The following is a 21,948-nucleotide window of genomic DNA, read 5'->3' as shown; positions in this document are numbered from 1 at the left end:
ACGTGTTGGTGATTCAGGCTGCTTCAGTGTGCTGCTGGCGTTTCTCCTGCTGCTGCGGCTTTTCCGGCCGTTGCGCCGCCAGCGCGTCAGGGGCAAAGTCATCGACATTGATTGAACGCAGACGGCTTTCCTCCGCTTTGGTCAGGATCTTCGCTTCGTCGGCATTGATCTTGCCTTCTTCCAGCGCACGCTGCGCCAAACGATCGAGGCGGGTGAACGGCAGGTTTTTGCCGGCTTCCTTGCTCAGGCGAGCGTGGATCGGCTCGGCGGCAATCACGTCAAGCAATGCGGCTTCCAGCAGGCCGATCGGATTATGCTCGCTGGCCGTCAGGTACTGGCCGCGCCCCAAACGGCTACGGGTGGCAGAAGGCACCTGCAGAATTTTCGCCAGCTGATGATCCAGGCGATCGGACGGTGCGGTATGCACGCGGCCAAACGGGAAGATAACCAGACGCATCGCACCGGCGATAAAGCGGTTCGGGAAGTTGCGCAGCAGATCGTCCAGCGCCTGCTCAGCCTGATGCAGACTGTCCTGCACACCCCAATGTACCAGCGGCAGATCCTCTTTTTGACGGCCTTCATCCTCATAGCGTTTCAGCGTGGCGGAGGCCAGGTACATCTGGCTGAGAATATCGCCGAGGCGCGCCGAGATTCGTTCGCGGCGTTTCAGGCTGCCGCCCAGCACCCCCATCGAGACGTCGGACAGCAGCGCCAGGTTGGCACTCAGGCGGTTCAACTGCTGATAGTAGCGGCGGGTGGCGTCTTTGGTAGGTGCGCTACTGGTGCGACCGTTGGTCAGGCCAAGCCAGAAACTGCGCACCTTGCTGCTGCCAACGTGACCCAGATGGCCGAACAGCGCCTTGTCGAAGGCGGCCAGATCGTTATTCTGCGCCGCCGCCATTTCATCCAGAACGTAAGGATGGCAGCGAATGGCGCCCTGGCCAAAGATCATCATGGTGCGGGTCAGGATATTGGCGCCTTCCACCGTGATGGCGATCGGCGCTCCCTGATAGGCTCGCGCCAGGAAGTTGGATTCGCCCAGCATAATGCCTTTACCGCCGGCGATATCCATCGCGTCAATAATTGCCTGCTGGCCACGGTGGGTACAGTGGTATTTGACAATCGCCGACAGCACTGCCGGTTTCTCACCCTGCATCAGACCGTAGGTTATCAGTGACGCAGCGGCGTCCATCACATAGGTATTGCCCGCGATACGCGCCAACGGCTCTTCGATCCCTTCCATTTTGCCGATCGACATTTTGAACTGACGGCGGATGTGCGCGTAGGCGCCAATCCCCAACGCCAGTGACTTGACGCTGCCGGTCGAGTTGGAGGGCAGGGTGATGCCGCGGCCGACGGACAGACATTCAACCAGCATGCGCCAGCCCTGGCCGGCCATTTTTGGCCCGCCGATAATGTAGTCGATAGGCACGAACACGTCGCTGCCGCGCGTTGGGCCGTTCTGGAACGGTACGTTCAGCGGGAAGTGGCGGTTGCCGATTTCCACGCCGGGCGTGCTGGTCGGGATCAGCGCACAGGTGATGCCCGGCGATTCGTTGTCGCTCAACAGGCGGTTCGGATCGTACAGCTTGAAGGCCAGACCCAGCACGGTGGCCACCGGTGCCAGCGTAATGTAGCGTTTGTTCCAGGTCAGGCGCATGCCCAATACCTGCTTGCCTTGCCATTCGCCCATGCAGACGGTGCCGACATCCGGAATTGCGCCGGCATCGGAACCGGCTTCCGGGCTGGTCAGGGCAAAGCACGGGATTTCATCGCCGCGCGCCAGACCTGGCAGATAATGGTCTTTTTGTTCATCGGTGCCGTAATGTTGCAGCAGTTCGCCCGGGCCGAGCGAGTTGGGTACGCCGACGGTGATGGCCAGAATACCGGAGACGCCCGCCAGTTTTTGCAGCACGCGTGCCTGCGCATAAGGCGAGAACTCAAGGCCGCCGTATTCCTTTTTGATGATCATCGCAAAGAAACGATGCTCCTTCAGATAGGCCCACAGTTCTGGTGGCAGATCGGCCAGTTCATGAGTGATCTGGAAGTCGTTCGCCATGCGACAGGCTTCTTCTACCGGCCCATCGATAAACGCCTGCTCTTCTTCGGTCAGTGTCGGTTGCGGGTAGTTGTGCAGCTTGTTCCAGTCCGGCGAGCCGCGGAACAGATCGCCTTCCCACCAGGTGGTGCCGGCTTCGATGGCTTCTTTTTCGGTGGTCGACATTGGCGGCATCACTTTGCGGAATGCGCGCAATGCCGGTGCAGACAGCATCGACCGGCGTAGCGACGTGATATTCAGCGGCAGCAGGATTATCGCCAGCGGCAACAGCATCCAGAAGCTCCACAGGCCGGTAGCGCCCATGGCGGCGGTGTAGGCCAGCAATATCAGACTGCTGAGGGTGAGACTCACCCGGTGATAAAACAGCACGCTGATGAGTGCCAGCAGGATAACAATACTGAGAACCATCATAGTTGAAGCTCCGAAGTAGTAAGAGGTCTGACCTGTTGTTGTATCTATTGGTTTTAGTCCATACCACTATTTTTATCAATGCATTTACACTTTAATTACAACTTGGGTCACAAACTGACAGCACCGACGGTCAAAAAACTCTCTGCTTTTTCAACCTGCGCGGAGTTTGCTTCACAGCGCTTCTCGGTGTTTCCACGATCCGTTACACTGCCCAGCGGAAGATTGACGATAAAAAGAGGCTCCCTCATGTACCACGATCTGATTCGTAGTGAACTGAACGAAGCGGCGGATACGCTGGCGAAATTTATCAATGACGATGCCAATATCGAGGCGATTCAACGCGCTGCGGTGTTACTGGCTGATGCTTTCAAGGCCGGCGGGAAAGTGATTTCCTGCGGCAACGGCGGTTCCCACTGTGACGCGATGCACTTTGCCGAAGAGCTGACCGGTCGCTATCGCGAAAACCGCCCTGGCTACCCGGCGATTGCCATTTCCGACGTCAGCCACCTGTCTTGCGTCAGCAACGACTTCGGCTATGACTTCGTGTTCTCCCGTTACGTGGAAGCGGTCGGGCGTGAAGGCGACGTGCTGTTGGGCATTTCGACTTCCGGCAATTCGGGCAACATCATCAAGGCGATTGATGCCGCGCGTGCCAAAGGCATGAAGGTGATTACGCTGACCGGCAAAGACGGCGGTAAAATGGCCGGTTCCGCCGATGTGGAAATTCGCGTGCCGCACTTTGGTTACGCTGACCGCATCCAGGAAATTCATATCAAGGCGATTCACATCTTGATTCAGCTGATCGAAAAAGAGATGGTGAAGGTGTAATACCGGCCGGGGGCCCAAGGCCCCCTGCGTCGATGATGTCGGGCACGGTACGCCGGCCCGCATGATTCAGTGACCCGTGTGGTTGAGGAGTGGCTTTCGATGTGTGAACTGCTCGGGATGAGCGCTAACGTACCTACCGATATTTGCTTCAGTTTTACCGGGCTGGTTCAGCGCGGTGGCCGCACCGGGCCACATAAGGATGGTTGGGGCATTACCTTTTATGAAGGCAACGGCTGTCGCACGTTCAAGGATCCGCAGCCCAGCTTTAACTCGCCGATTGCGCGCCTGGTGCAGGAGTACCCGATCAAATCCTGTGCGGTAGTGTCGCACATTCGGCAGGCCAATCGCGGCGAAGTGGCGTTGGAAAATACCCATCCGTTTACCCGCGAACTGTGGGGGCGCAACTGGACTTACGCGCACAACGGCCAACTGAAAGGTTATCGTCGTCTGGAAACCGGCAATTTCCGCCCGGTGGGGCAGACCGACAGTGAATACGCCTTCTGCTGGCTGTTGCATCAACTGTCGTTGAAATACCCGCGCACGCCGAGCAGTTGGCCGGCGGTATTTCGCTATATCGCCTTACTGGCCGATCGGCTGCGGCAGAAGGGAGTGTTCAATATGCTGTTGTCGGACGGCAAGTACGTGATGGCATTTTGCTCGACCAACCTGTACTGGATCACCCGCCGTGCACCGTTTGGCAAGGCAACGCTGCTCGATCATGATGTGGAGATTGATTTTCAGCGGCAGACCACGCCGAACGACGTGGTAACGGTGATTGCCACCCAACCGCTGACCGGCAACGAAACCTGGCACAAGATTGCGCCAGGCGAGTACGCGTTATTTCACTACGGTGAGCGGCTGGGAGGCTGAAAACGGATTGGTTTTTGCCGCAGCCGGCTCCGCGGTCGAGGCAAACAGCGTGGTAGCCTGCCCGCTGGCCATCAGCGGTTTACCCAGTACGTACTGGCCGTTGGCGACGCCCATCATCGGCGGCTGGTGGTTTTTGACAAAGTAGTCATAACCCGGTTTCAACTGGCGCCAGAAGCTGGCGTAGGACGACGAGCGGTGACGTTGCAGGTTTTTCTCGGTCATGCGGAACGGATAGATGCTGATGTTCACCCGGCTCTGACCGTAGGCAAACGCCGCTTCGACGTAACGATAAATTTCGTCCATATAGTCGTTGGTCATCGCGTAGCAACCAATCGATTTGCATTCGCCGTGGATCATTAAATAGGCGCCGGAATAACCTTGCGCCCGATCGTAATCATTCGGGAAACCAATATTGATGGCGCGATAATATTTGCTGTCCGGTTTCAGATGGCGTGCATCAACGCTATAAAAGCCTTCGGGGCTTTTAAAGTCGCCTTCTCGACGCTTGGGACCGAGGCCGCCGGAGTAGTTACAGATCGGGAAGGTATTCACCAGCCGGAATTGATTACCCATCTTGGCGTATAGCTCCAGCTTACGTTCTTCTTTGAATATCTGTATATAGACCGGCGAACCCAACAATTGCTGTTTAACCACCGGCGTTTCCGGCACCTGCTCGCTCGCGCTGCAGGCCGTGATCATCGGCATAGAAAAAAGCATCGCAAACAACAGCGCGATTCTGCTCATTAATTATTCCTGCTTATATTTATCTGCCGGCGAAATCAGGTTCACCCGCATGCCACTGACGTGTTTTGTTGCATTAATGCCCCGCCAGATTACCAGCGTGTTTATTTTTATCAATATGGCAGATGTATAAAAAAACTACAAAGCTCGATAAAAGTGAATTAAGCCCCAGTTTTTTACGATTAATGAGTGAATTACGCTGCAATTTAATTGTGTTTGCTTGACTCAGGTCACTGCTGAATGAAGCAAAATGTTGCGAAAAATGTTAACATCGCTGGCTGCCGCTCCCGGTATTGCTATGGCCCGGGATACGGTTTTGATGCGCGAACGGTGCGCAAGCAATAGGCGTTAATGTGCAGCAATACGTTGGTCGTTGCGCGGTATGGCGAACACAAGAGTTAACACATGAAAATAAACGTTACCTCACCCGAGAATTCACGTTGGGCGCAATGCCGTTGAACCCAACCCGGAGGCGATATTTAGCGTCTCATAATCCTGGCATTGTCGGTACTGGCCCTGGCCACGACGGCATGTGTAACCATAAAACATCGTATACATCCTATGATTAAAATCAGACAAGGGTTAGATCTGCCGATAGCCGGCTTGCCGGCTCAGGTGATTCTGGACGGCCCGCAACTCAAGCATGTGGCACTGCTGGGGGAAGAGTATGTTGGCATGCGCCCCTCCATGCTGGTGCAGGAAGGCGACAGCGTCAAGAAAGGCCAGGCGCTGTTTGAAGACAAAAAGAATCCCGGCGTCATGTTCACCGCACCGGCCAGCGGCAAGGTGGTGGCGATCAATCGCGGCGAGCGTCGCGTGTTGCAGTCGGTGGTGATTGAAATCGCCAACGGCGGTGACGAGCAGGTCGAGTTTGCCAGCTATCAGCCGGCCGATCTGCCGCTGCTGGAACGCGGTGCGGTTGAAGGCGAACTGATCGCCAGCGGCCTGTGGACCGCGCTGCGCACCCGGCCATTCAGCAAAACGCCACGTCCGGGCAGCACACCGCGGGCCATCTTTGTTTCCGCCATGGACACCCAGCCGCTGGCGGCAGATCCGCAGGTGATCGTTGCCGAACAGCTGGCGGCCTTTAACGCCGGTCTGACGGTGCTGAGCCGCCTGACCGACGGCAAAGTCCACGTCAGTCAGGCCGCAGGCGGTACGCTGAGCGGTAACGGCAATCCGCAAATTAGCTATAACGAATTCGCCGGGCCGCACCCTGCCGGGCTGGTAGGGACGCACATCCACTTTCTGGAGCCGGTCAGCCTGAAGAAAACCGTCTGGCATATCGGTTATCAGGACGTGATCGCCATTGGCACGCTGTTTACTACCGGGCGCCTCGACACCCAACGCGTTGTCGCGCTGGCCGGGCCGCAGGTTGAACAGCCAACGCTGCTGCGCACCCGCCTGGGTGCCAGCCTTGACGAATTGACGGCTGGGCGCCTGAAAGCCGGCGAAAACCGCGTGATTTCCGGTTCGGTGCTGAGCGGCGTGCATGCCGTTGGGCCACGCGCCTATCTCGGTCGTTTTCATAGCCAGGTTTCGGTGCTGCTGGAAGGGCGAGAGAAAGAGCTGCTCGGTTGGGTACTGCCGTCGCCGAACAAATTCACCATCACCCGCACCACCCTGGGCCACTTCCTGAAGAGCAAGCTGTTTGCCTTTTCGACCACCACCAACGGTGGCGAACGCTCGATGGTGCCGATTGGCAACTACGAACGGGTGATGCCGCTGGACATTTTGCCGACGCTGCTGCTGCGTGATCTGCTGGCGGGCGACACCGACAGCGCGCAGGCGCTGGGCTGTCTGGAGCTGGATGAAGAAGATCTGGCGTTGTGCACCTTCGTCTGCCCCGGCAAGTATGAATACGGTCCGGTGCTGCGCGACGTGCTGACCAAGATTGAGCTGGAAGGATAATCCATGGGCCTGAAGAACTTTTTTGACAAGATCGAGCATCACTTCACGCCGGGCGGCAAGCTGGAAAAGTGGTACCCGCTGTTTGAAGCCACAACCACGGTGTTCTATACGCCTGGTACGGTGACGCATGGTGCGTCGCACGTACGCGATGCCATCGACTTGAAACGCATGATGATCCTGGTATGGATGGCGGTATTCCCGGCGATGTTCTGGGGAATGTACAACGTCGGCCAGCAGGCGATACCGGCGCTGCACCATTTGTACAGCGGCGACCAACTGCAACAGGTATTGGCCGGCGACTGGCATTATCAACTGGCGCAATGGCTGGGCGCGTCGCTGACGCCCGATGCCGGCTGGATCAGCAAGATGGTGCTGGGCGCGACCTACTTTGTGCCAATCTACGCCGTGGTATTTATCGTCGGCGGTTTCTGGGAAGTACTGTTTGCCATCATCCGCAAGCATGAGGTCAACGAAGGTTTCTTCGTCACCTCGATACTGTTTGCGCTGATTGTGCCACCCACTCTGCCGCTCTGGCAGGCGGCGCTGGGCATTACCTTTGGCGTGGTGATCGCCAAGGAAATCTTCGGCGGTACCGGGCGCAACTTCCTCAACCCGGCTCTGGCCGGCCGCGCCTTCCTGTTCTTCGCCTATCCGGCGCAGATTTCCGGCGATCTGGTGTGGACCTCGGCAGACGGCTTCTCGGGCGCAACGCCACTGGCCCAGTGGAGCGCGGGTGGGGCACATAGCCTGACCAACGTCGCTACCGGCCAATCCATCAGTTGGATGGATGCGTTTCTCGGCAACATTCCCGGCTCGATCGGTGAAGTGTCAACGCTGATGATTCTGATCGGCGGTGCCATCATCCTGTTCGGTCGCGTGGCCTCGTGGCGCATCGTTGCCGGCGTGATGGTCGGCATGATTGCCTCAGCCTATCTGTTCAACGCTATCGGTTCGACCACCAACCCGATGTTTGCCATGCCATGGTACTGGCATCTGGTGTTGGGTGGTTTTGCCTTCGGTATGATTTTCATGGCTACCGATCCGGTTTCCGCTGCCTTTACCAACAAGGGAAAATGGTGGTACGGCATCCTGATTGGCGTGATGTGCGTGTTGATCCGCGTGGTCAACCCGGCCTATCCGGAAGGCATGATGCTGGCGATTCTGTTCGCCAACCTGTTCGCACCGCTGTTCGATTATCTGGTGGTGCAGGCTAACATCAAGCGGAGAAAAGCCCGTGGCGAATGAAGCAAAAAATGACAGCATCGGTAAAACGCTGCTGGTAGTCCTGTTGCTGTGTCTGGTGTGTTCAGTGGTGGTGGCGGGATCCGCCGTCGGTCTGAAGTCCAAACAGCAGGAACAAAAGCTGCTGGACAAGCAGCGTAACATCCTTGACGTGGCGGGTCTGTTGGCCCCTGGCATGCCGCAAGAGCAGGTGAAGCAGACCTTTGGCAAGCGTATTGAACCACGCCTGCTGGATCTGAACAGCGGCGAGTTCGTGGCGGGCGACGCCACGGCGTTCGATCTGCCTGCCGCGCTGCGTGACGGCACCAAGAGCGTCGCCCTGCCGGCCAGCCAGGACTATGCCGGCATCAAGCGTCGCAGCAATCGCGCCGAAATCTATCTGGTGCGTGATGATGCTGGCGCGGTGAACAAGATCGTGCTGCCGGTGTACGGCACCGGGCTATGGTCGATGATGTACGCGTTTGTGGCGCTGGACAGCGACGGCAATACGGTGAAGGGCATCACTTACTACGACCAGGGGGAAACGCCGGGTCTGGGTGGTGAAGTGGAAAACCCGAGTTGGCGCCAGCAATGGATCGGCAAGAAGCTGTTTGACGACAACGGCGAGCCGGCTATTCGCGTGGTGAAAGGCGGAGCACGTGCCGGCGATGTGCACGGCGTGGACGGGTTATCCGGCGCGACGCTGACCTCCAACGGCGTGCAGCATACTTTTGATTTCTGGCTGGGCGAACAGGGGTTCGGCCCGTTCCTGAAAAAAGTTCGTGAAGGAGCGCTGAAAAATGGCTGATTCCAATGAGATTAAACGGGTTCTGCTGGGACCGTTATTCGATAACAACCCGATTGCCCTGCAGGTGTTGGGCGTGTGTTCTGCGCTGGCGGTAACCACCAAGCTGGAAACGGCGGTGGTGATGACCATCGCGGTGACGCTGGTGACGGCGTTTTCCAGCTTCTTCATTTCCCTGATCCGCCATCACATTCCGAACAGCGTGCGCATTATCGTGCAGATGGCGATCATCGCGTCGTTGGTTATCGTGGTCGATCAGGTGCTGCGTGCCTACGCGTTTGAGATTTCCAAACAGCTGTCGGTGTTCGTTGGCCTGATCATCACCAACTGCATCGTGATGGGGCGCGCCGAAGCCTATGCCATGAAATCACCGCCTATCGAAAGCTTTATGGACGGTATCGGCAACGGTCTGGGCTATGGCGTAATCCTGATTCTGGTCGGTTTTCTGCGTGAAGTGATCGGCTCCGGCAAACTGTTCGGCATGCCGGTGCTGGAAACCCTGCAAAACGGCGGCTGGTACCAGCCAAACGGTCTGTTTTTGCTGGCGCCAAGCGCGTTCTTTATCATCGGCCTGCTGATTTGGGTGCTGCGCACCTTGAAACCGGCACAGATCGAAAAGGAGTAATCGCCGATGGAACATTATATCAGCCTGTTTGTCCGCGCCGTTTTCGTTGAAAACATGGCGTTGGCGTTCTTCCTGGGGATGTGTACTTTCCTGGCGGTGTCCAAGAAAGTCTCTACCGCCTTTGGCCTCGGCATTGCCGTTACCATCGTGCTCGGCATCGCGGTGCCGGTGAACAACCTGGTTTACAACCTGATCCTGCGTGACGGCGCATTGGTGGAAGGCATCGATCTGAGCTTCCTCAACTTCATTACCTTTATTGGCGTGATTGCCGCGCTGGTACAGATTCTGGAGATGATCCTCGATCGCTTCTTCCCGTCGCTGTATAACGCGCTCGGCATCTTCCTGCCGCTGATTACCGTGAACTGCGCCATCTTCGGTGGCGTTTCCTTCATGGTGCAGCGTGACTACAACTTTGCCGAATCGGTGGTGTATGGCTTCGGCTCAGGCACGGGCTGGATGCTGGCGATTGTTGCGATGGCGGGGATCCGCGAAAAACTGAAGTATGCCAATGTGCCGTCGGGTTTGCGCGGTCTGGGCATTACCTTTATTACCACCGGGCTGATGGCGTTGGGCTTTATGTCTTTCTCCGGGGTTCAGTTATAAGAACCCAGATATAAAGGCGGAAAATTTATGGAAATTATTTTAGGCGTAGCGATGTTCACCTGCATCGTGATGGTGCTGGCGCTACTGATTCTGTTCGCCAAATCCAAACTGGTGAACACCGGCGACGTTGCCGTGGAAGTGAACGGCGATCAAGAGAAAAGCTTCCACGCTCCGGCGGGGGACAAACTGCTGAACATGCTGTCGGGCCAGGGCATCTTCGTGTCGTCGGCCTGCGGCGGCGGTGGTTCGTGCGGCCAGTGCCGCGTGGTGATCAAAGAAGGCGGCGGCGATATTCTGCCTACCGAACTGTCACACATCACCAAACGCGAGGCGAAAGAGGGCTGCCGTCTGGCATGCCAGGTCAACGTGAAGCAGAACCTGAAGATTGAGCTGCCAGAAGAAATCTTCGGCGTGAAAAAATGGGACTGCGAAGTTATCTCCAATGATAACAAGGCCACCTTTATCAAAGAGCTGAAGCTGAAAATTCCTGACGGCGAAGACGTACCGTTCCGCGCCGGCGGGTTTATCCAGATCGAAGCTCCGGCGCACGACATCAGTTATGCCGATTTCGACGTGCCGCAGGAGTACCGCGGCGATTGGGACCGCTTCAATCTGTTCCGTTACCGCTCGGTGGTTGATGACACCACGGTACGTGCCTATTCAATGGCCAACTATCCGGACGAGAAAGGCATCATCATGCTGAACGTGCGTATTGCTACGCCGCCGCCGAACAATCCGGACGTGCCGCCAGGCATTATGTCCTCGTATATCTGGTCGTTGAAACCGGGCGACAAGGTGACGATTTCCGGGCCGTTTGGCGAGTTTTTCGCCAAGGATACCGATGCCGAAATGATCTTTATCGGCGGTGGTGCCGGTATGGCGCCGATGCGTTCGCATATCTTCGATCAGTTGAAGCGCCTGAAGTCAAAACGCAAAATCACCTTCTGGTATGGCGCGCGCTCGCTGCGTGAAATGTTCTATGAGGATGACTTCAATCATCTGCAGGAAGAGAACGAGAACTTTACCTGGCACGTGGCGTTGTCCGATCCGCAGCCCGAGGATAACTGGACCGGCTATACCGGCTTTATCCACAACGTACTGCTGGAAAACTATCTGAAGAACCATCCGGCACCGGAAGACTGCGAGTTCTACATGTGTGGGCCGCCGATGATGAATGCCGCGGTGATCAAGATGCTGAAGGACCTGGGCGTGGAAGACGAAAACATCATGCTCGACGACTTTGGTGGCTAAATGCGCGCGCTAGCACTGAAAGGCTGGATGACAATGGTGGCGCTTGGCGCCACCCTGTTGCTGACCGGTTGCGGACCGGAGCAGGTCAATCTCGATGGCAAAACCATGGGGACGTACTATTCGATCCGTTATCTCACCGGCGACAACACGCCTTCCGCCGAGACATTGCAAAAGGAAATCGACCGGCGTCTGGAGCAGGTGAACGACCAGATGTCGACCTACCGGCCCGACTCGGAGCTGAGCCGTTTTAACGCCAGCCGCGAAGTTGATACGCCGTTCCCGGTGTCGGCCGCGACGGCGAAGGTGGTAACCGAAGCGTTGAGGATTAACCGCGTTACCGACGGTGCGTTGGACGTGACCGTTGGTCCGCTGGTCAATCTCTGGGGTTTTGGGCCGGAAGGGCGACCGGACAAGGTGCCGAGCGATGCCGAACTGGCGCAGCGCCGTGCCTGGACCGGTATCGACAAACTGGCGGTGCAGGGCAACGCGCTGGTGAAGCATATCCCCGAGCTGTACGTTGATCTGTCGTCCATCGCCAAGGGTTATGGCGTGGACGTGGTGGCGGAATACCTGCAATCGCAGCAGATTAACAACTACATGGTAGATATCGGCGGTGAAGTACGCACCCGTGGCCATAACGGCAAGGATCTGCCATGGCGCATTGCCATCGAGCGGCCGAGCGCCGGAGTGGAGCAGCGCGCGCAACTGGTGATCCAACCGGGGAATATGGCGATCGCCACGTCGGGTGATTATCGAAACTATTTCGAACAGAACGGCGTACGTTATTCACATACCATCGATCCGGCTACCGGCAAGCCGATCGCGCACCATCTGGTGTCGATCACCGTCATCGGGCCTAACTGCATGACCGCCGACGGCCTGTCTACCGGGCTGGACGTGATGGGGCCGGAGCGTGCGCTGGCATTGGCCAATCTGCTGGGCATTCCGGTATTTATGATAGTGAAGAACGGCGATGCTTTTGAAGAGCGCTATTCCAAGGCGTTTAAACCTTATCTAAAGAAAAATCTGTGAGGCCGCCATGCTGACGGTATTTGTCGCAAGCTTTATTTTGTTTTTGCTGATTATCGGCGGCATGTCGCTCGGTTACGTGTTCAAACGCAAGAGCCTGCAAGGGAGCTGCGGCGGTATTACCGCGCTGGGCATGGAAAAAGTGTGCGATTGCCCGGAACCGTGCGATGCGCGTAAAAAACGCCTGGCGAAAGAAGCACAGCGCCGCGAGCAACTGGAAAAACACCGCATCCTGTAAACCGTGCGCTGCATGCAGCGCACGATAACACCGCTTTACTTCGCCTTGCGGAAACGCTGGGCATCCTTTGGCGAATTCACCATCACGCCGTCAACGCCTAATGCCAGCGCCTGCTGATAATCCTGCGCGGAGTTGATGCCAAACAGAATGATGTGCGCCGGTCCTTTGGAACGGAAGCAATCGATCGATTCCTTGTCCCAGGTCAGCAGCGCTTTGGAACGCCCCTCGCCCAGGGTGTACTTTTCTACCACTTCGACTTCACGTTTCAATTCCAGCCCATACCAACGGGGCTGGTTGCCGTCCGGTTTTATGTCGCACTGATGCGCCATGGTGATGTTGGCCAATAATGTGCGGGTTTCATCGCGGGTTTCAAAACGTTTAATCGCCGCCGGCAGAGCCGCCAGGTAACGGGCATCGGTCGAATAGACCCGCGTACGGTCAAGCGCCTTGGCCTTCTCCAGCGTTGCCAACAGTGCCTTGGCAAATTGCGCCGGGTCGGCATCAGGAGATTTGATGTCCAGATAGAAGGTCACTTGCGGGAATTGCTGTAGCACCGTGTCCAGCCGCGGGATGCCGATCCCCTGACCACGGAACGGGTGGTTGCCGTCTTTGCCAAACGACCAGCCGGCATCGATCTTGGCCAGTTCATCAGCGGTATAGGCGGAAACCGGGCCGCTTTTGTCCGTGAGCGAACTCAGGTCGGAAGGGCGGTACAGCACCATCGTGCCATCTTTGGATTGTTGTAGCGTGATCCACACCGCGTCGGCGCCGTTTTTCAACGCGCTGCGAATGGCGACCAGGGTATTTTCCGGCGCATCGGCGGTGCCGCCACGATGGGCAACGATGGCTGGCGCATGGCCACTGGCCGCGCTGGCGAGGGTGGAAATCAGGGATAATGCCGAAACCAACACATAACGGGAAAAAGTAGTCATTGAGCACCTTCTTGTGCGTAGGGTAAGCGTCATTTTTGAGGCGTAACGATTATTTCCTGAAATGATACGCTTGAAAAATTAAGCTTTTTTAACAAATAGAAAATAACGATGCTTTTACGAGAATACATACGTTAAAACCAGACTTGAGCTTTCCCATTGCGACTGTATACTTATACAGTGTTGTTGGAGGGCGCATGCGTAAAATCATTCATGTCGATATGGACTGCTTCTTTGCCGCGGTTGAAATGCGCGACAATCCCGGTCTGCGCGATATACCGCTGGCGATCGGCGGCAGTGCCGAGCGGCGCGGGGTGATCAGTACCGCTAACTACCCGGCGCGCCGTTATGGCGTGCACAGCGCCATGTCCAGCGCCATGGCCTTGAAACTCTGCCCGCATTTAACCTTGTTGCCCGGCCGCATCGCGGCTTACAAGGAAGCCTCCCAGCATATTCGCGAAATTTTTGCGCGCTATACGTCATTGATCGAACCGCTGTCGCTGGACGAGGCCTACCTCGACGTGACGGATAGCCAACGCTGCAACGGCTCGGCAACCTTGATAGCCGAGCATATTCGTCAGGCCATTTTTGATGAATTGCAGCTCACCGCCTCCGCCGGCATTGCGCCAATCAAATTCCTTGCCAAGATCGCGTCGGAACTGAACAAACCCAATGGTCAATACGTGATTACGCCAGCGCAGGTGCCGGCTTTTTTGCAGCAGCTGCCGCTGAGCAAGATCCCGGGCGTGGGGAAAGTCACGGCTAAACGCCTGGAGGAAGTCGGGTTACTCACCTGCGCCGACGTGCAGCGCTACGATCTTGCGGCGCTGTTAAAGCGTTTCGGCAAATTTGGCCGCGTATTATGGGAACGCTGCCAGGGGATTGACGAACGCAGCGTTTCACCGGAGCGCCTGCGCAAATCGGTTGGCGTGGAACGAACCTTGGCGGCAGATATTCATGACTGGCAGGATTGCGAGCAGCTGATTGTCGATAAGCTGTATCCAGAACTGGAAATGCGCCTGCGCAAGGTGAAACCCGATTTGCACATCGCGCGCCAAGGGGTGAAGCTGAAGTTTCAGGATTTCCAGCTCACCACGCAGGAACACCTGTGGCCGGTACTGAATCAGGCAGATTTGCTGGCGGTGGCAAAGCAGGTGTGGCGTGAGCGGCGCGAAGGGCGTGGCGTACGCCTGGTGGGGCTGCATGTGACGCTGCTCGATCCGCAGTTGGAGCGGCAGCTGCTGCTGCCGTGGGACGTGTAGCGGCCGGGCGTACCCGGCCATGGTTGCCGCCAAAGCCAAAAGCCGACGGCTGCTATCTGCGTCGGCCACGGCCTGCGTTGGCATTAACCGCGTTCAGGGATCGCTTTCAGCAACTGGGTCAGCAACTGCCAGTACAGGCCGACGCTGCCAATGTGCACCTGCTCATCCGGCGAGTGCGGCCCGGTGATGGTTGGCCCGATGGAAACCATATCCATCTGCGGATAAGGCTTCTTGAACAGACCGCACTCCAGACCGGCGTGGATCACCATGATGTTCGGCGTCTTGTTGAACAGCTCCTGATACAGTTCCCGCACCAGATGCATTACCGGTGAGTCCGCATCAGGCTGCCAGCCCGGGTAACCGCCCTTTGGCGCCACTTTGGCACCCGCCAGCTGGCCCAGCGCGCTCAGCATGCCGACCACATAATCCTTGCCACTGTCGATCAGTGAACGAATAAGGCAGATGATTTCGGCTTCCTGTTCACCGGTGGTGACCACGCCGAGGTTGAGCGAGGTTTCAACCACGCCTTTCACCGCGTCGCTCATGCGGATCACGCCGTTTGGCGTACCGTTGAGCAGCGCCAGGAAACGGTGCTGGCTGTCGGCGTTCAACCCTTGCAATGCGCTGGTAGTCGGCTCCAGCAACACGGTAATGTTCTTTTCCTTGGCGGCCAGCTCGTTTTGCAGCGTGGCCAGGAACGCCTGGCTCAGCGCTTTCAGTTCGTCAACCCGATCGGCCGGTACTGCCACACTGGCAAAGGCTTCACGTGGGATGGCATTGCGCAGCGTGCCGCCGTTCAGCTCCAGCAGGCGCAGATTCAACTGCGGCGCATGATCAAACAGGAAGCGCGCCAGTAGTTTGTTGGCGTTACCCAGCCCCAGATGGATATCGGCACCGGAATGGCCGCCTTTCAGCCCTTTGATGGTCAGTTTCAGCGTTTGGTAACCGGCTGGCAGCGCTTCGCGTTGCAGGGGTAGGGTAGTAATGAAGTCAATTCCACCGGCGCAACCCATATAGATTTCGCCTTCTTCCTCGGAGTCGGTGTTGATCAGGATCTCCGCTTGCAGCCAGTTGGGTTGCAGACCAAAGGCGCCGTCCATGCCGGCTTCTTCGGTCATGGTCAGCAATACTTCCAGCGGGCCGTGCTCAACGCTGTCATCTGCCAGCACCGCCAGTGCCGAGGCCATGCCGATGCCGTTGTCGGCGCCCAGCGTGGTGCCGCGAGCCTTGATCCATTCGCCGTCAATGTATGGTTGAATCGGATCTTTGGTGAAGTCGTGCTGAGTATCGTTGTTTTTCTGCGGCACCATGTCCAGATGCGCCTGCAGGGCGACCGGCTTGCGGTTTTCCATGCCTTTGGTGGCTGGCTTGCGTAGCAGAATGTTGCCAACGGCATCGCGTTCGGCGTGCAGGTTTTTTTCTTTCGCCCATGAGAGGATGTGCTGTGCCAGCTGTTCTTCATGGTAGGACGGGTGAGGAATAGAGCAGATTTTGGCAAAAATATCCCACAGCGGCTGTGGTGAAAGTTGAGACAATTCAGACACGTTAAGTCTCCTGTTACGGCATACGTCAGGTGGCGGCAATGCCGTGCGGTTAGGTTAATGGGTATCTGTGCGTCTTCGGCACGATAGGCAGAGAATATCACTTTCTTTTACCGGGTGCGCGTACCGCATTGCGCTGTTTGCTCGCGGTAACGCTGGTGATTGATCGGTGACGCAGGCGATTGGCAGCATCATTCACCAGCGTTTGCCCGCAAGGAAATCCACATCAATTCCTCGGTTCAACTGGTATTCGTCGCAGCCAGTCTCTATAATCTCGCGCAACCTTTTTTCCCCTGATCACTGAGTAAGCCACTTCAATGCTGGCTGGGACACCATTCTATGAGCGAAAAATACGTTGTTACCTGGGATATGTTGCAAATGCAAGCGCGCAAACTGGCGCATCGCCTGCTGCCTGCCGATAAATGGACCGGCATTATCGCAGTAAGCCGTGGCGGTCTGGTGCCGGCGGCACTGCTGGCGCGCGAGCTGGGTATTCGTCACGTCGATACCGTCTGCATTTCCAGCTATGACCATGACAACCAGCGCGAAATGAAGGTGCTCAAACGTGCCGAAGGCGACGGTGAAGGCTTTATCGTGGTAGACGATCTGGTGGATACCGGCGGCACCGCCAAAGCCATCCGCGACATGTACCCGAAAGCCCATTTTGTCACCATCTTCGCCAAACCTGCCGGCCGCCCGCTGGTGGACGACTATGTGGTCGACATCCCTCAGGATACCTGGATCGAGCAGCCGTGGGACATGGCGGTGAGCTTCGTGCCACCGATCGGCGGCCGTTAATCCCCACCGCAATGCGCGCTGCGTTGACCCACCTGTAGCGGTTGACGGCAACGATGGCGCAGTGGCGTATTTCGCCTGACCACGCCCGGTTATACCGGGCGTGGTTATTTTCACTATCGGTCATCTTCTGTAAATTCCCCGCTATCGTCCGGGATATTTTGGTTTCTCGCCGCAGAGTTAGGTACACTACCTTCAGTTAAGTAGGCTTTTTGCAGCCTACGGCCAGCTTTACGGAGGCTGTTGTTACCATGGCACAAGCCAACCTTTCTGAAATTCTATTCAAACCTTCATTCAAGCACCGCGAGACATCGACGCTGATTCACAGAGCGCATCACGCCAGAGCGGCCAGCCTGCATACGCCGCTGGAAGGCGACACCGCCAACAACTGGTATCGGATGCTCAATCAACTGTTATGGACCTGGCGCGGGGTTGATGCGCGCGAGATAGTCGAAGTGCTGTCGCGCATTGCGGCGTCCGACGCCGAGCGCAGCGACGCACAGCTGCTGGATACCGTGGTCGGTTACCGTAACGGCAACTGGATTTATGAATGGGTGCACCAGGGGATGCAGTGGCAGCAACGGGCCGTTGAGCAGCCGGACCCGCTACTGGGCGGCAAGTATTGGCTGAACGCCGCCAATTTTTACAGCATCGCCGGCTACCCGCATCTGAAGGGAGACCAACTGGCCGAGCAGGCGGAGGTGCTGTCCAACCGCGCCTACGAAGAAGCCGCGCTGCTGCTGCCGTATCAACTGAAGGAGCTGTCATTTGACATTGAAGGTGGCAGTCCGATTTCCGGTTTTCTGCATATGCCGGACAACGGCAAGGCGCCGTTCCCAACGGTACTGATGTGCGGCAGCCTCGACACCTTGCAAACCGATTATCACCGCCTGTTCAGCGATTATCTGGCGCCGCGCGGCATTGCCATGTTAACGATTGATATGCCGTCGATAGGCGCCTCATCCAAGTGGAAGCTGACGCAGGATGCCAGCTTTTTGCATCAACAGGTGCTCAGGCAACTGCCTGCGGTGGCGTGGATCGATCATCAACGCGTAAGCGCCTTTGGCTTCCGGTTTGGTGCCAACGTCGCGGTGCGCTTGGCGTATCTGGAGCCGCACCGACTGCGCGGCGTTGCCTGCCTCGGCCCGGTGGTGCACAGCATTCTGTATGAGGCGCGTAACCAGCAGCGGGTACCGGACATGTATATGGATGTGTTGGCCAGCCGCATGGGGATGGCTGCGGCCTCCGACCAGGCGCTGAAAATGGAACTGAATCGCTATTCGCTGAAAATGCAGGGCTTGCTTGGCCGCCGCTGCCCAACGCCGATGTTGTCGGGGTACTGGGAACAGGATGCGCTGAGTCCAAAGGAAGAGTCGCAGCTGATCGCCTCCTCTTCACTGGACGGCAAACTTTTGGCTATACCACGCAGCCCGGTATACCGGAGCTTCCACCAGGCGCTATTGCAGATTAGCGGATGGCTGAGCGATAAAATGCGTTAATTAGTTGCTAAATTTTAACAATTTGTTAAAAAGAGTGGTCTACATTGAGGAGGTTGAAGCATGACATTACCGAGTGGTCACCCTAAAAGCCGACTAATGAAAAAGTTTGCCAGCTTAGGGCCGTACCTGCGTGAAGGGCAATGTGAGAACGACCGGTTTTTCTTTGATTGTCTCGCGGTTTGCGTCAACGTGAAGCCTGCGCCAGAGAAGCGTGAGTTCTGGGGCTGGTGGATAGAGCTGCGGGCAGAAGCGTCGCGTTTTACCTACGCTTACCAGTTCGGACTGTTCGACAAAGAAGGCGTATGGAAAGCAGAAAAGATTAAAGACGCTGAAGTAAATGACAAGCTGGAAACCACGCTGCGTGATTTCCATCAGCGTCTCGGCGATCTGTTGGCTACCATGAATCTGGCGCTGGAACCGGCGGATGATTTCAAAGAGCACCCCATCAAACTCTCTGCTTGAGTCAATTTCTCCGGACATTTGAGTTGAATTCGCGTTGTGCCTGTTGGCATAACGCGTCTCTCCTGTTACAACGTCCTTTGCATTTCTTCTTCTTTCAACGGCGAATAATTATGAACGGCAGCCAGACATTGGTTGTGAAATTGGGCACCAGCGTGTTGACCGGCGGATCGCTGCGTCTGAATCGCGCCCACATTGTCGAGCTGGTGCGCCAATGCGCACAGCAACATGCGGCGGGACACCGCATTGTCATCGTGACTTCCGGCGCGATTGCCGCCGGCCGTGAACACCTCGGTTACCCGGAACTGCCCGCCACCATTGCCTCCAAGCAGTTATTGGCGGCGGTAGGGCAGAGCCGCCTGATTCAACTGTGGGAACAGCTGTTTTCCATTTACGGTATTCACGTGGGGCAGATGTTGCTGACGCGTGCCGATCTGGAAGATCGCGAGCGCTTTCTCAATGCGCGCGACACCATGGGGGCACTGCTGGATAATCGCATTGTGCCGGTGATCAATGAAAACGACGCGGTTGCCACCGCTGAAATCAAGGTTGGCGACAACGATAACCTGTCGGCACTGGCGGCGATCCTGGCCGGCGCGGATAAACTGCTGCTGCTGACCGACCAGCAGGGGCTGTATACCGCCGACCCGCGCAATAACCCTCAGGCTGAACTGATCCGTGAAGTACACGGCATTGACGATGCGCTGCGCGCCATTGCCGGCGACAGCGTTTCCGGCCTTGGCACCGGCGGTATGGGCACCAAATTGCAGGCTGCCGACGTAGCGTGCCGTGCCGGTATTGACGTGATCATCGCCGCCGGCAGCAAGCCTGGCGTGGTGGGCGACGTGATTGACGGCAAACCGGTTGGCACCCGTTTCCACGCATTGGAAACGCCGCTGGAAAATCGCAAGCGCTGGATCTTCGGCGCGCCTCCGGCGGGTGAAATCACCGTAGACGACGGCGCGATCGACGCCATCATGGCCCGCGGCAGCTCACTGCTGCCCAAAGGCATTAGCGAAGTGAAGGGCGACTTTTCCCGTGGCGAAGTGATCCGCATCCGCAATCTGGCGGGGCGCGATCTGGCCCACGGCGTCAGCCGTTATAACAGCGATGCGATGCGCATGATTGCCGGCCATCATTCGCAGGAAATCAGCCAGATTCTTGGTTACGAATACGGCCCGGTGGCCGTACACCGCGACGACATGATCGTAAGTTAAGGAGTGAGCATGCTAGAGCAGATGGGGAAGGCCGCCAAGCGGGCTTCCTGGCAGCTGGCGGTGCTGAGCACGGCGAAAAAGAATCAGGTGTTGGCAGTGATGGCCGACATGCTGGAAGCCAACGGCGAAGCGATTTTACAGGCCAATCAACAGGATATGGCACAGGCACGCGCCAGCGGCATGAGCGAAGCGTTGCTCGACCGCCTGCTGTTGACCCCCGCGCGCCTGACGGCGATTGCCAACGACGTGCGCCAGGTTTGCCGCCTGAGCGATCCGGTCGGCCACGTGCTGGACGGTAGCCTGCTGGACAGTGGCCTGAAGCTGGAACGCCGGCGGGTGCCGTTGGGCGTGATTGGCGTGATTTATGAAGCGCGGCCGAACGTTACCATCGACGTCGCCAGCCTGTGCCTGAAAACCGGTAATGCGGCGATCCTGCGCGGCGGCAAAGAGACACACCACACCAATCAGGCGACGGTGAAGGTGATTCAGCAGGCGTTGGAACAGTGCGGCCTGCCGGCAGCGGCGGTGCAGGCGATTGACAGCCCTGACCGCGCGCTGGTGAACGAACTGCTGCGGCTCGACCGCTACGTCGACATGCTGATCCCGCGTGGCGGCGCCGGGCTGCACAAACTGTGTCGCGAACAGTCCACCATCCCGGTCATTACCGGCGGTATCGGCGTATGTCATATCTATGTTGACGACAACGTGGATTATGACAAGGCGTTGACGGTAATTGAAAATGCCAAAATCCAGCGGCCGAGCGCCTGTAACTCGGTGGAGACGCTGCTGGTTAACCGCGCCATTGCCGACAGCTTCCTGCCGGCGCTAAGCGCGCGGATGGCCGAAAGTGGTGTGACCCTGCATGCCAGTGACAATGCCATGCCGTTGTTGCAGTCCGGGCCGGCCAGGGTGGTGGCCGTCGCGGCGGAGAATTACGACGATGAATGGCTGTCTCTGGATCTGAACGTGACGCTGGTGGACGATCTCGATCAGGCTATCGATCATATTCGTACCCACGGCACCAGCCACTCGGACGCCATCCTGACGCGTTCATTGAGCAACGCCGAATACTTCGTGCGTGCGGTGGACTCTTCGGCGGTGTATGTCAACGCCAGTACGCGCTTTACCGACGGCGGCCAGTTCGGCCTGGGCGCAGAAGTGGCGGTGAGTACGCAGAAACTGCATGCGCGCGGCCCGATGGGGCTGGATGCGCTGACCACCTATAAATGGATTGGTTATGGCGACGATCTGGTGCGCAGCTAACGGCTGACAGCTGCCATAAATCACACCTCAGGGGCGCAGTTTTTGTGCCCTTGAGGTAGCGGTACCCAAAGGTTTTTGACCCTGTAAAGTATACGGTTGATGAGAAAATCGACGTACGGCTAGCAGGCTATTGACTCAGCGGGCGCTTTTGCATAAGTTGTTCGACGCACTCCGGCCGGCACTCGCTGGTCAGGCTCCCAAAGCCGATATAGCTCAGTTGGTAGAGCAGCGCATTCGTAATGCGAAGGTCGTAGGTTCGACTCCTATTATCGGCACCATCAAAATTAATAGGTTACATATCTTCGGTTCCGTTCCGTAACGCTATGTGGGACATATTTATGCCTTTCCTCGTCAGTAACCGATTTGCATGTTGCATCAGGTGACTCGAAGC

Annotated in this window: 20 protein-coding genes and 1 tRNA gene; 17 read left to right on the top strand and 4 right to left on the bottom strand. The window is 57.2% G+C overall.

What is annotated here, in order from left to right:
- Positions 1 to 13: 13 nt before the first annotated feature.
- On the bottom strand, positions 14 to 2,470 hold the full coding sequence (gene fadE, locus NYE85_RS22395; RefSeq protein ID WP_259006910.1) for an acyl-CoA dehydrogenase FadE: 2,457 nt from the start codon (positions 2,468 to 2,470) through the stop codon (positions 14 to 16).
- A 246-nt stretch (positions 2,471 to 2,716) separates the two neighbouring features.
- Between fadE and lpcA the strand changes: the two genes are divergently transcribed.
- Both lpcA and NYE85_RS22385 read left to right on the top strand, forming a co-directional pair.
- The gene (lpcA, locus tag NYE85_RS22390) at positions 2,717 to 3,298 is read left to right on the top strand and encodes a D-sedoheptulose 7-phosphate isomerase (protein WP_259006909.1); all 582 of its coding nucleotides are present in this window, start codon (positions 2,717 to 2,719) and stop codon (positions 3,296 to 3,298) included.
- A gap of 99 nt (positions 3,299 to 3,397) precedes the next feature.
- A complete protein-coding gene (locus tag NYE85_RS22385) occupies positions 3,398 to 4,168 on the top strand; it encodes a class II glutamine amidotransferase (RefSeq protein ID WP_259006908.1) in 771 nt (256 codons plus the stop codon).
- Here NYE85_RS22385 and dpaA read toward each other — a convergent pair.
- The gene (gene dpaA, locus NYE85_RS22380; protein WP_259006907.1) at positions 4,136 to 4,912 is read right to left on the bottom strand and encodes a peptidoglycan meso-diaminopimelic acid protein amidase; all 777 of its coding nucleotides are present in this window, start codon (positions 4,910 to 4,912) and stop codon (positions 4,136 to 4,138) included. The two genes, NYE85_RS22385 and dpaA, sit on opposite strands and share 33 nt — an antisense overlap.
- A gap of 558 nt (positions 4,913 to 5,470) precedes the next feature.
- On the opposite strand from dpaA, the gene NYE85_RS22375 reads away from it, so the two are divergent.
- From NYE85_RS22375 to nqrM, 8 genes are read left to right on the top strand one after another with little or no spacing between them, the layout of a single operon-like run.
- Positions 5,471 to 6,820, top strand: a complete 1,350-nt coding sequence (locus tag NYE85_RS22375; RefSeq protein ID WP_259006906.1) for a Na(+)-translocating NADH-quinone reductase subunit A — start codon at positions 5,471 to 5,473, stop codon at positions 6,818 to 6,820.
- A 3-nt stretch (positions 6,821 to 6,823) separates the two neighbouring features.
- Positions 6,824 to 8,065: an NADH:ubiquinone reductase (Na(+)-transporting) subunit B gene (locus NYE85_RS22370; protein WP_259006905.1), complete on the top strand. Its 1,242-nt coding sequence runs from the start codon at positions 6,824 to 6,826 to the stop codon at positions 8,063 to 8,065.
- Complete coding sequence (locus tag NYE85_RS22365; protein WP_259006903.1) at positions 8,055 to 8,849, top strand: Na(+)-translocating NADH-quinone reductase subunit C; 795 nt, start codon at positions 8,055 to 8,057, stop codon at positions 8,847 to 8,849. Before NYE85_RS22370 ends, NYE85_RS22365 begins: the two co-directional genes overlap by 11 nt.
- Entirely contained in the window at positions 8,842 to 9,471 is a 630-nt protein-coding gene (locus NYE85_RS22360) for an NADH:ubiquinone reductase (Na(+)-transporting) subunit D (protein ID WP_259006901.1), read from the top strand. Before NYE85_RS22365 ends, NYE85_RS22360 begins: the two co-directional genes overlap by 8 nt.
- Before the next feature lie 6 nt (positions 9,472 to 9,477).
- Complete coding sequence (nqrE, locus tag NYE85_RS22355; protein ID WP_004954940.1) at positions 9,478 to 10,074, top strand: NADH:ubiquinone reductase (Na(+)-transporting) subunit E; 597 nt, start codon at positions 9,478 to 9,480, stop codon at positions 10,072 to 10,074.
- 27 nt (positions 10,075 to 10,101) lie between these two features.
- Positions 10,102 to 11,325 (top strand): NADH:ubiquinone reductase (Na(+)-transporting) subunit F, encoded by a 1,224-nt coding sequence (nqrF, locus tag NYE85_RS22350; RefSeq protein ID WP_259006899.1) that lies wholly within the window; start codon positions 10,102 to 10,104, stop codon positions 11,323 to 11,325.
- A complete protein-coding gene (locus tag NYE85_RS22345) occupies positions 11,326 to 12,357 on the top strand; it encodes an FAD:protein FMN transferase (RefSeq protein WP_259006897.1) in 1,032 nt (343 codons plus the stop codon).
- A 7-nt stretch (positions 12,358 to 12,364) separates the two neighbouring features.
- The gene (gene nqrM / locus NYE85_RS22340) at positions 12,365 to 12,592 is read left to right on the top strand and encodes a (Na+)-NQR maturation NqrM (protein ID WP_259006896.1); all 228 of its coding nucleotides are present in this window, start codon (positions 12,365 to 12,367) and stop codon (positions 12,590 to 12,592) included.
- A gap of 35 nt (positions 12,593 to 12,627) precedes the next feature.
- Here nqrM and NYE85_RS22335 read toward each other — a convergent pair whose 3' ends face one another.
- A complete protein-coding gene (locus NYE85_RS22335) occupies positions 12,628 to 13,524 on the bottom strand; it encodes a glycerophosphodiester phosphodiesterase family protein (RefSeq protein WP_259006893.1) in 897 nt (298 codons plus the stop codon).
- A 194-nt stretch (positions 13,525 to 13,718) separates the two neighbouring features.
- Between NYE85_RS22335 and dinB the strand changes: the two genes are divergently transcribed.
- The gene (gene dinB / locus NYE85_RS22330) at positions 13,719 to 14,783 is read left to right on the top strand and encodes a DNA polymerase IV (protein WP_259006891.1); all 1,065 of its coding nucleotides are present in this window, start codon (positions 13,719 to 13,721) and stop codon (positions 14,781 to 14,783) included.
- A gap of 83 nt (positions 14,784 to 14,866) precedes the next feature.
- Here the strand turns inward: dinB and pepD are convergent, their stop codons facing one another.
- A complete protein-coding gene (gene pepD / locus NYE85_RS22325) occupies positions 14,867 to 16,327 on the bottom strand; it encodes a beta-Ala-His dipeptidase (RefSeq protein WP_259006890.1) in 1,461 nt (486 codons plus the stop codon).
- 336 nt (positions 16,328 to 16,663) lie between these two features.
- On the opposite strand from pepD, the gene gpt reads away from it, so the two are divergent.
- The 6 genes from gpt to NYE85_RS22295 all read left to right on the top strand — a co-directional run bounded on the left by gpt (position 16,664) and on the right by NYE85_RS22295 (position 21,835).
- The gene (gene gpt, locus NYE85_RS22320; protein ID WP_259006888.1) at positions 16,664 to 17,122 is read left to right on the top strand and encodes a xanthine phosphoribosyltransferase; all 459 of its coding nucleotides are present in this window, start codon (positions 16,664 to 16,666) and stop codon (positions 17,120 to 17,122) included.
- A gap of 248 nt (positions 17,123 to 17,370) precedes the next feature.
- Positions 17,371 to 18,618 (top strand): esterase FrsA, encoded by a 1,248-nt coding sequence (frsA, locus tag NYE85_RS22315; protein ID WP_259006887.1) that lies wholly within the window; start codon positions 17,371 to 17,373, stop codon positions 18,616 to 18,618.
- Positions 18,619 to 18,678: 60 nt separating this feature from the next.
- Complete coding sequence (gene crl / locus NYE85_RS22310) at positions 18,679 to 19,080, top strand: sigma factor-binding protein Crl (protein ID WP_259006885.1); 402 nt, start codon at positions 18,679 to 18,681, stop codon at positions 19,078 to 19,080.
- 110 nt (positions 19,081 to 19,190) lie between these two features.
- Complete coding sequence (gene proB, locus NYE85_RS22305) at positions 19,191 to 20,294, top strand: glutamate 5-kinase (RefSeq protein WP_259006883.1); 1,104 nt, start codon at positions 19,191 to 19,193, stop codon at positions 20,292 to 20,294.
- 9 nt (positions 20,295 to 20,303) lie between these two features.
- A complete protein-coding gene (gene proA, locus NYE85_RS22300; RefSeq protein ID WP_259006882.1) occupies positions 20,304 to 21,557 on the top strand; it encodes a glutamate-5-semialdehyde dehydrogenase in 1,254 nt (417 codons plus the stop codon).
- A gap of 202 nt (positions 21,558 to 21,759) precedes the next feature.
- Positions 21,760 to 21,835 (top strand) — tRNA-Thr (locus NYE85_RS22295).
- Positions 21,836 to 21,948 lie beyond the last annotated feature (113 nt).

This window comes from Serratia sp. AKBS12, assembly GCF_024793895.1.
Classification (GTDB): Bacteria; Pseudomonadota; Gammaproteobacteria; order Enterobacterales; family Enterobacteriaceae; genus Serratia_F.
This window is presented reverse-complemented; position numbering and strand designations above follow the sequence as displayed.

Bases quoted from the DNA above. Each gene is read 5' to 3' on its own strand.
- NYE85_RS22385 (WP_259006908.1), top strand. From the start codon at position 3,398: ATGTGTGAACTGCTCGGGATGAGCGCTAACGTACCTACCGATATTTGC.
- fadE (WP_259006910.1), bottom strand. From the start codon at position 2,470: ATGATGGTTCTCAGTATTGTTATCCTGCTGGCACTCATCAGCGTGCTG.
- nqrM (WP_259006896.1), top strand. From the start codon at position 12,365: ATGCTGACGGTATTTGTCGCAAGCTTTATTTTGTTTTTGCTGATTATC.
- NYE85_RS22370 (WP_259006905.1), top strand. From the start codon at position 6,824: ATGGGCCTGAAGAACTTTTTTGACAAGATCGAGCATCACTTCACGCCG.
- dpaA (WP_259006907.1), bottom strand. From the start codon at position 4,912: ATGAGCAGAATCGCGCTGTTGTTTGCGATGCTTTTTTCTATGCCGATG.
- NYE85_RS22335 (WP_259006893.1), bottom strand. From the start codon at position 13,524: ATGACTACTTTTTCCCGTTATGTGTTGGTTTCGGCATTATCCCTGATT.
- NYE85_RS22345 (WP_259006897.1), top strand. From the start codon at position 11,326: ATGCGCGCGCTAGCACTGAAAGGCTGGATGACAATGGTGGCGCTTGGC.
- lpcA (WP_259006909.1), top strand. From the start codon at position 2,717: ATGTACCACGATCTGATTCGTAGTGAACTGAACGAAGCGGCGGATACG.
- nqrF (WP_259006899.1), top strand. From the start codon at position 10,102: ATGGAAATTATTTTAGGCGTAGCGATGTTCACCTGCATCGTGATGGTG.
- proA (WP_259006882.1), top strand. From the start codon at position 20,304: ATGCTAGAGCAGATGGGGAAGGCCGCCAAGCGGGCTTCCTGGCAGCTG.
- gpt (WP_259006888.1), top strand. From the start codon at position 16,664: ATGAGCGAAAAATACGTTGTTACCTGGGATATGTTGCAAATGCAAGCG.
- dinB (WP_259006891.1), top strand. From the start codon at position 13,719: ATGCGTAAAATCATTCATGTCGATATGGACTGCTTCTTTGCCGCGGTT.
- nqrE (WP_004954940.1), top strand. From the start codon at position 9,478: ATGGAACATTATATCAGCCTGTTTGTCCGCGCCGTTTTCGTTGAAAAC.
- NYE85_RS22375 (WP_259006906.1), top strand. From the start codon at position 5,471: ATGATTAAAATCAGACAAGGGTTAGATCTGCCGATAGCCGGCTTGCCG.
- proB (WP_259006883.1), top strand. From the start codon at position 19,191: ATGAACGGCAGCCAGACATTGGTTGTGAAATTGGGCACCAGCGTGTTG.
- frsA (WP_259006887.1), top strand. From the start codon at position 17,371: ATGGCACAAGCCAACCTTTCTGAAATTCTATTCAAACCTTCATTCAAG.
- NYE85_RS22360 (WP_259006901.1), top strand. From the start codon at position 8,842: ATGGCTGATTCCAATGAGATTAAACGGGTTCTGCTGGGACCGTTATTC.
- crl (WP_259006885.1), top strand. From the start codon at position 18,679: ATGACATTACCGAGTGGTCACCCTAAAAGCCGACTAATGAAAAAGTTT.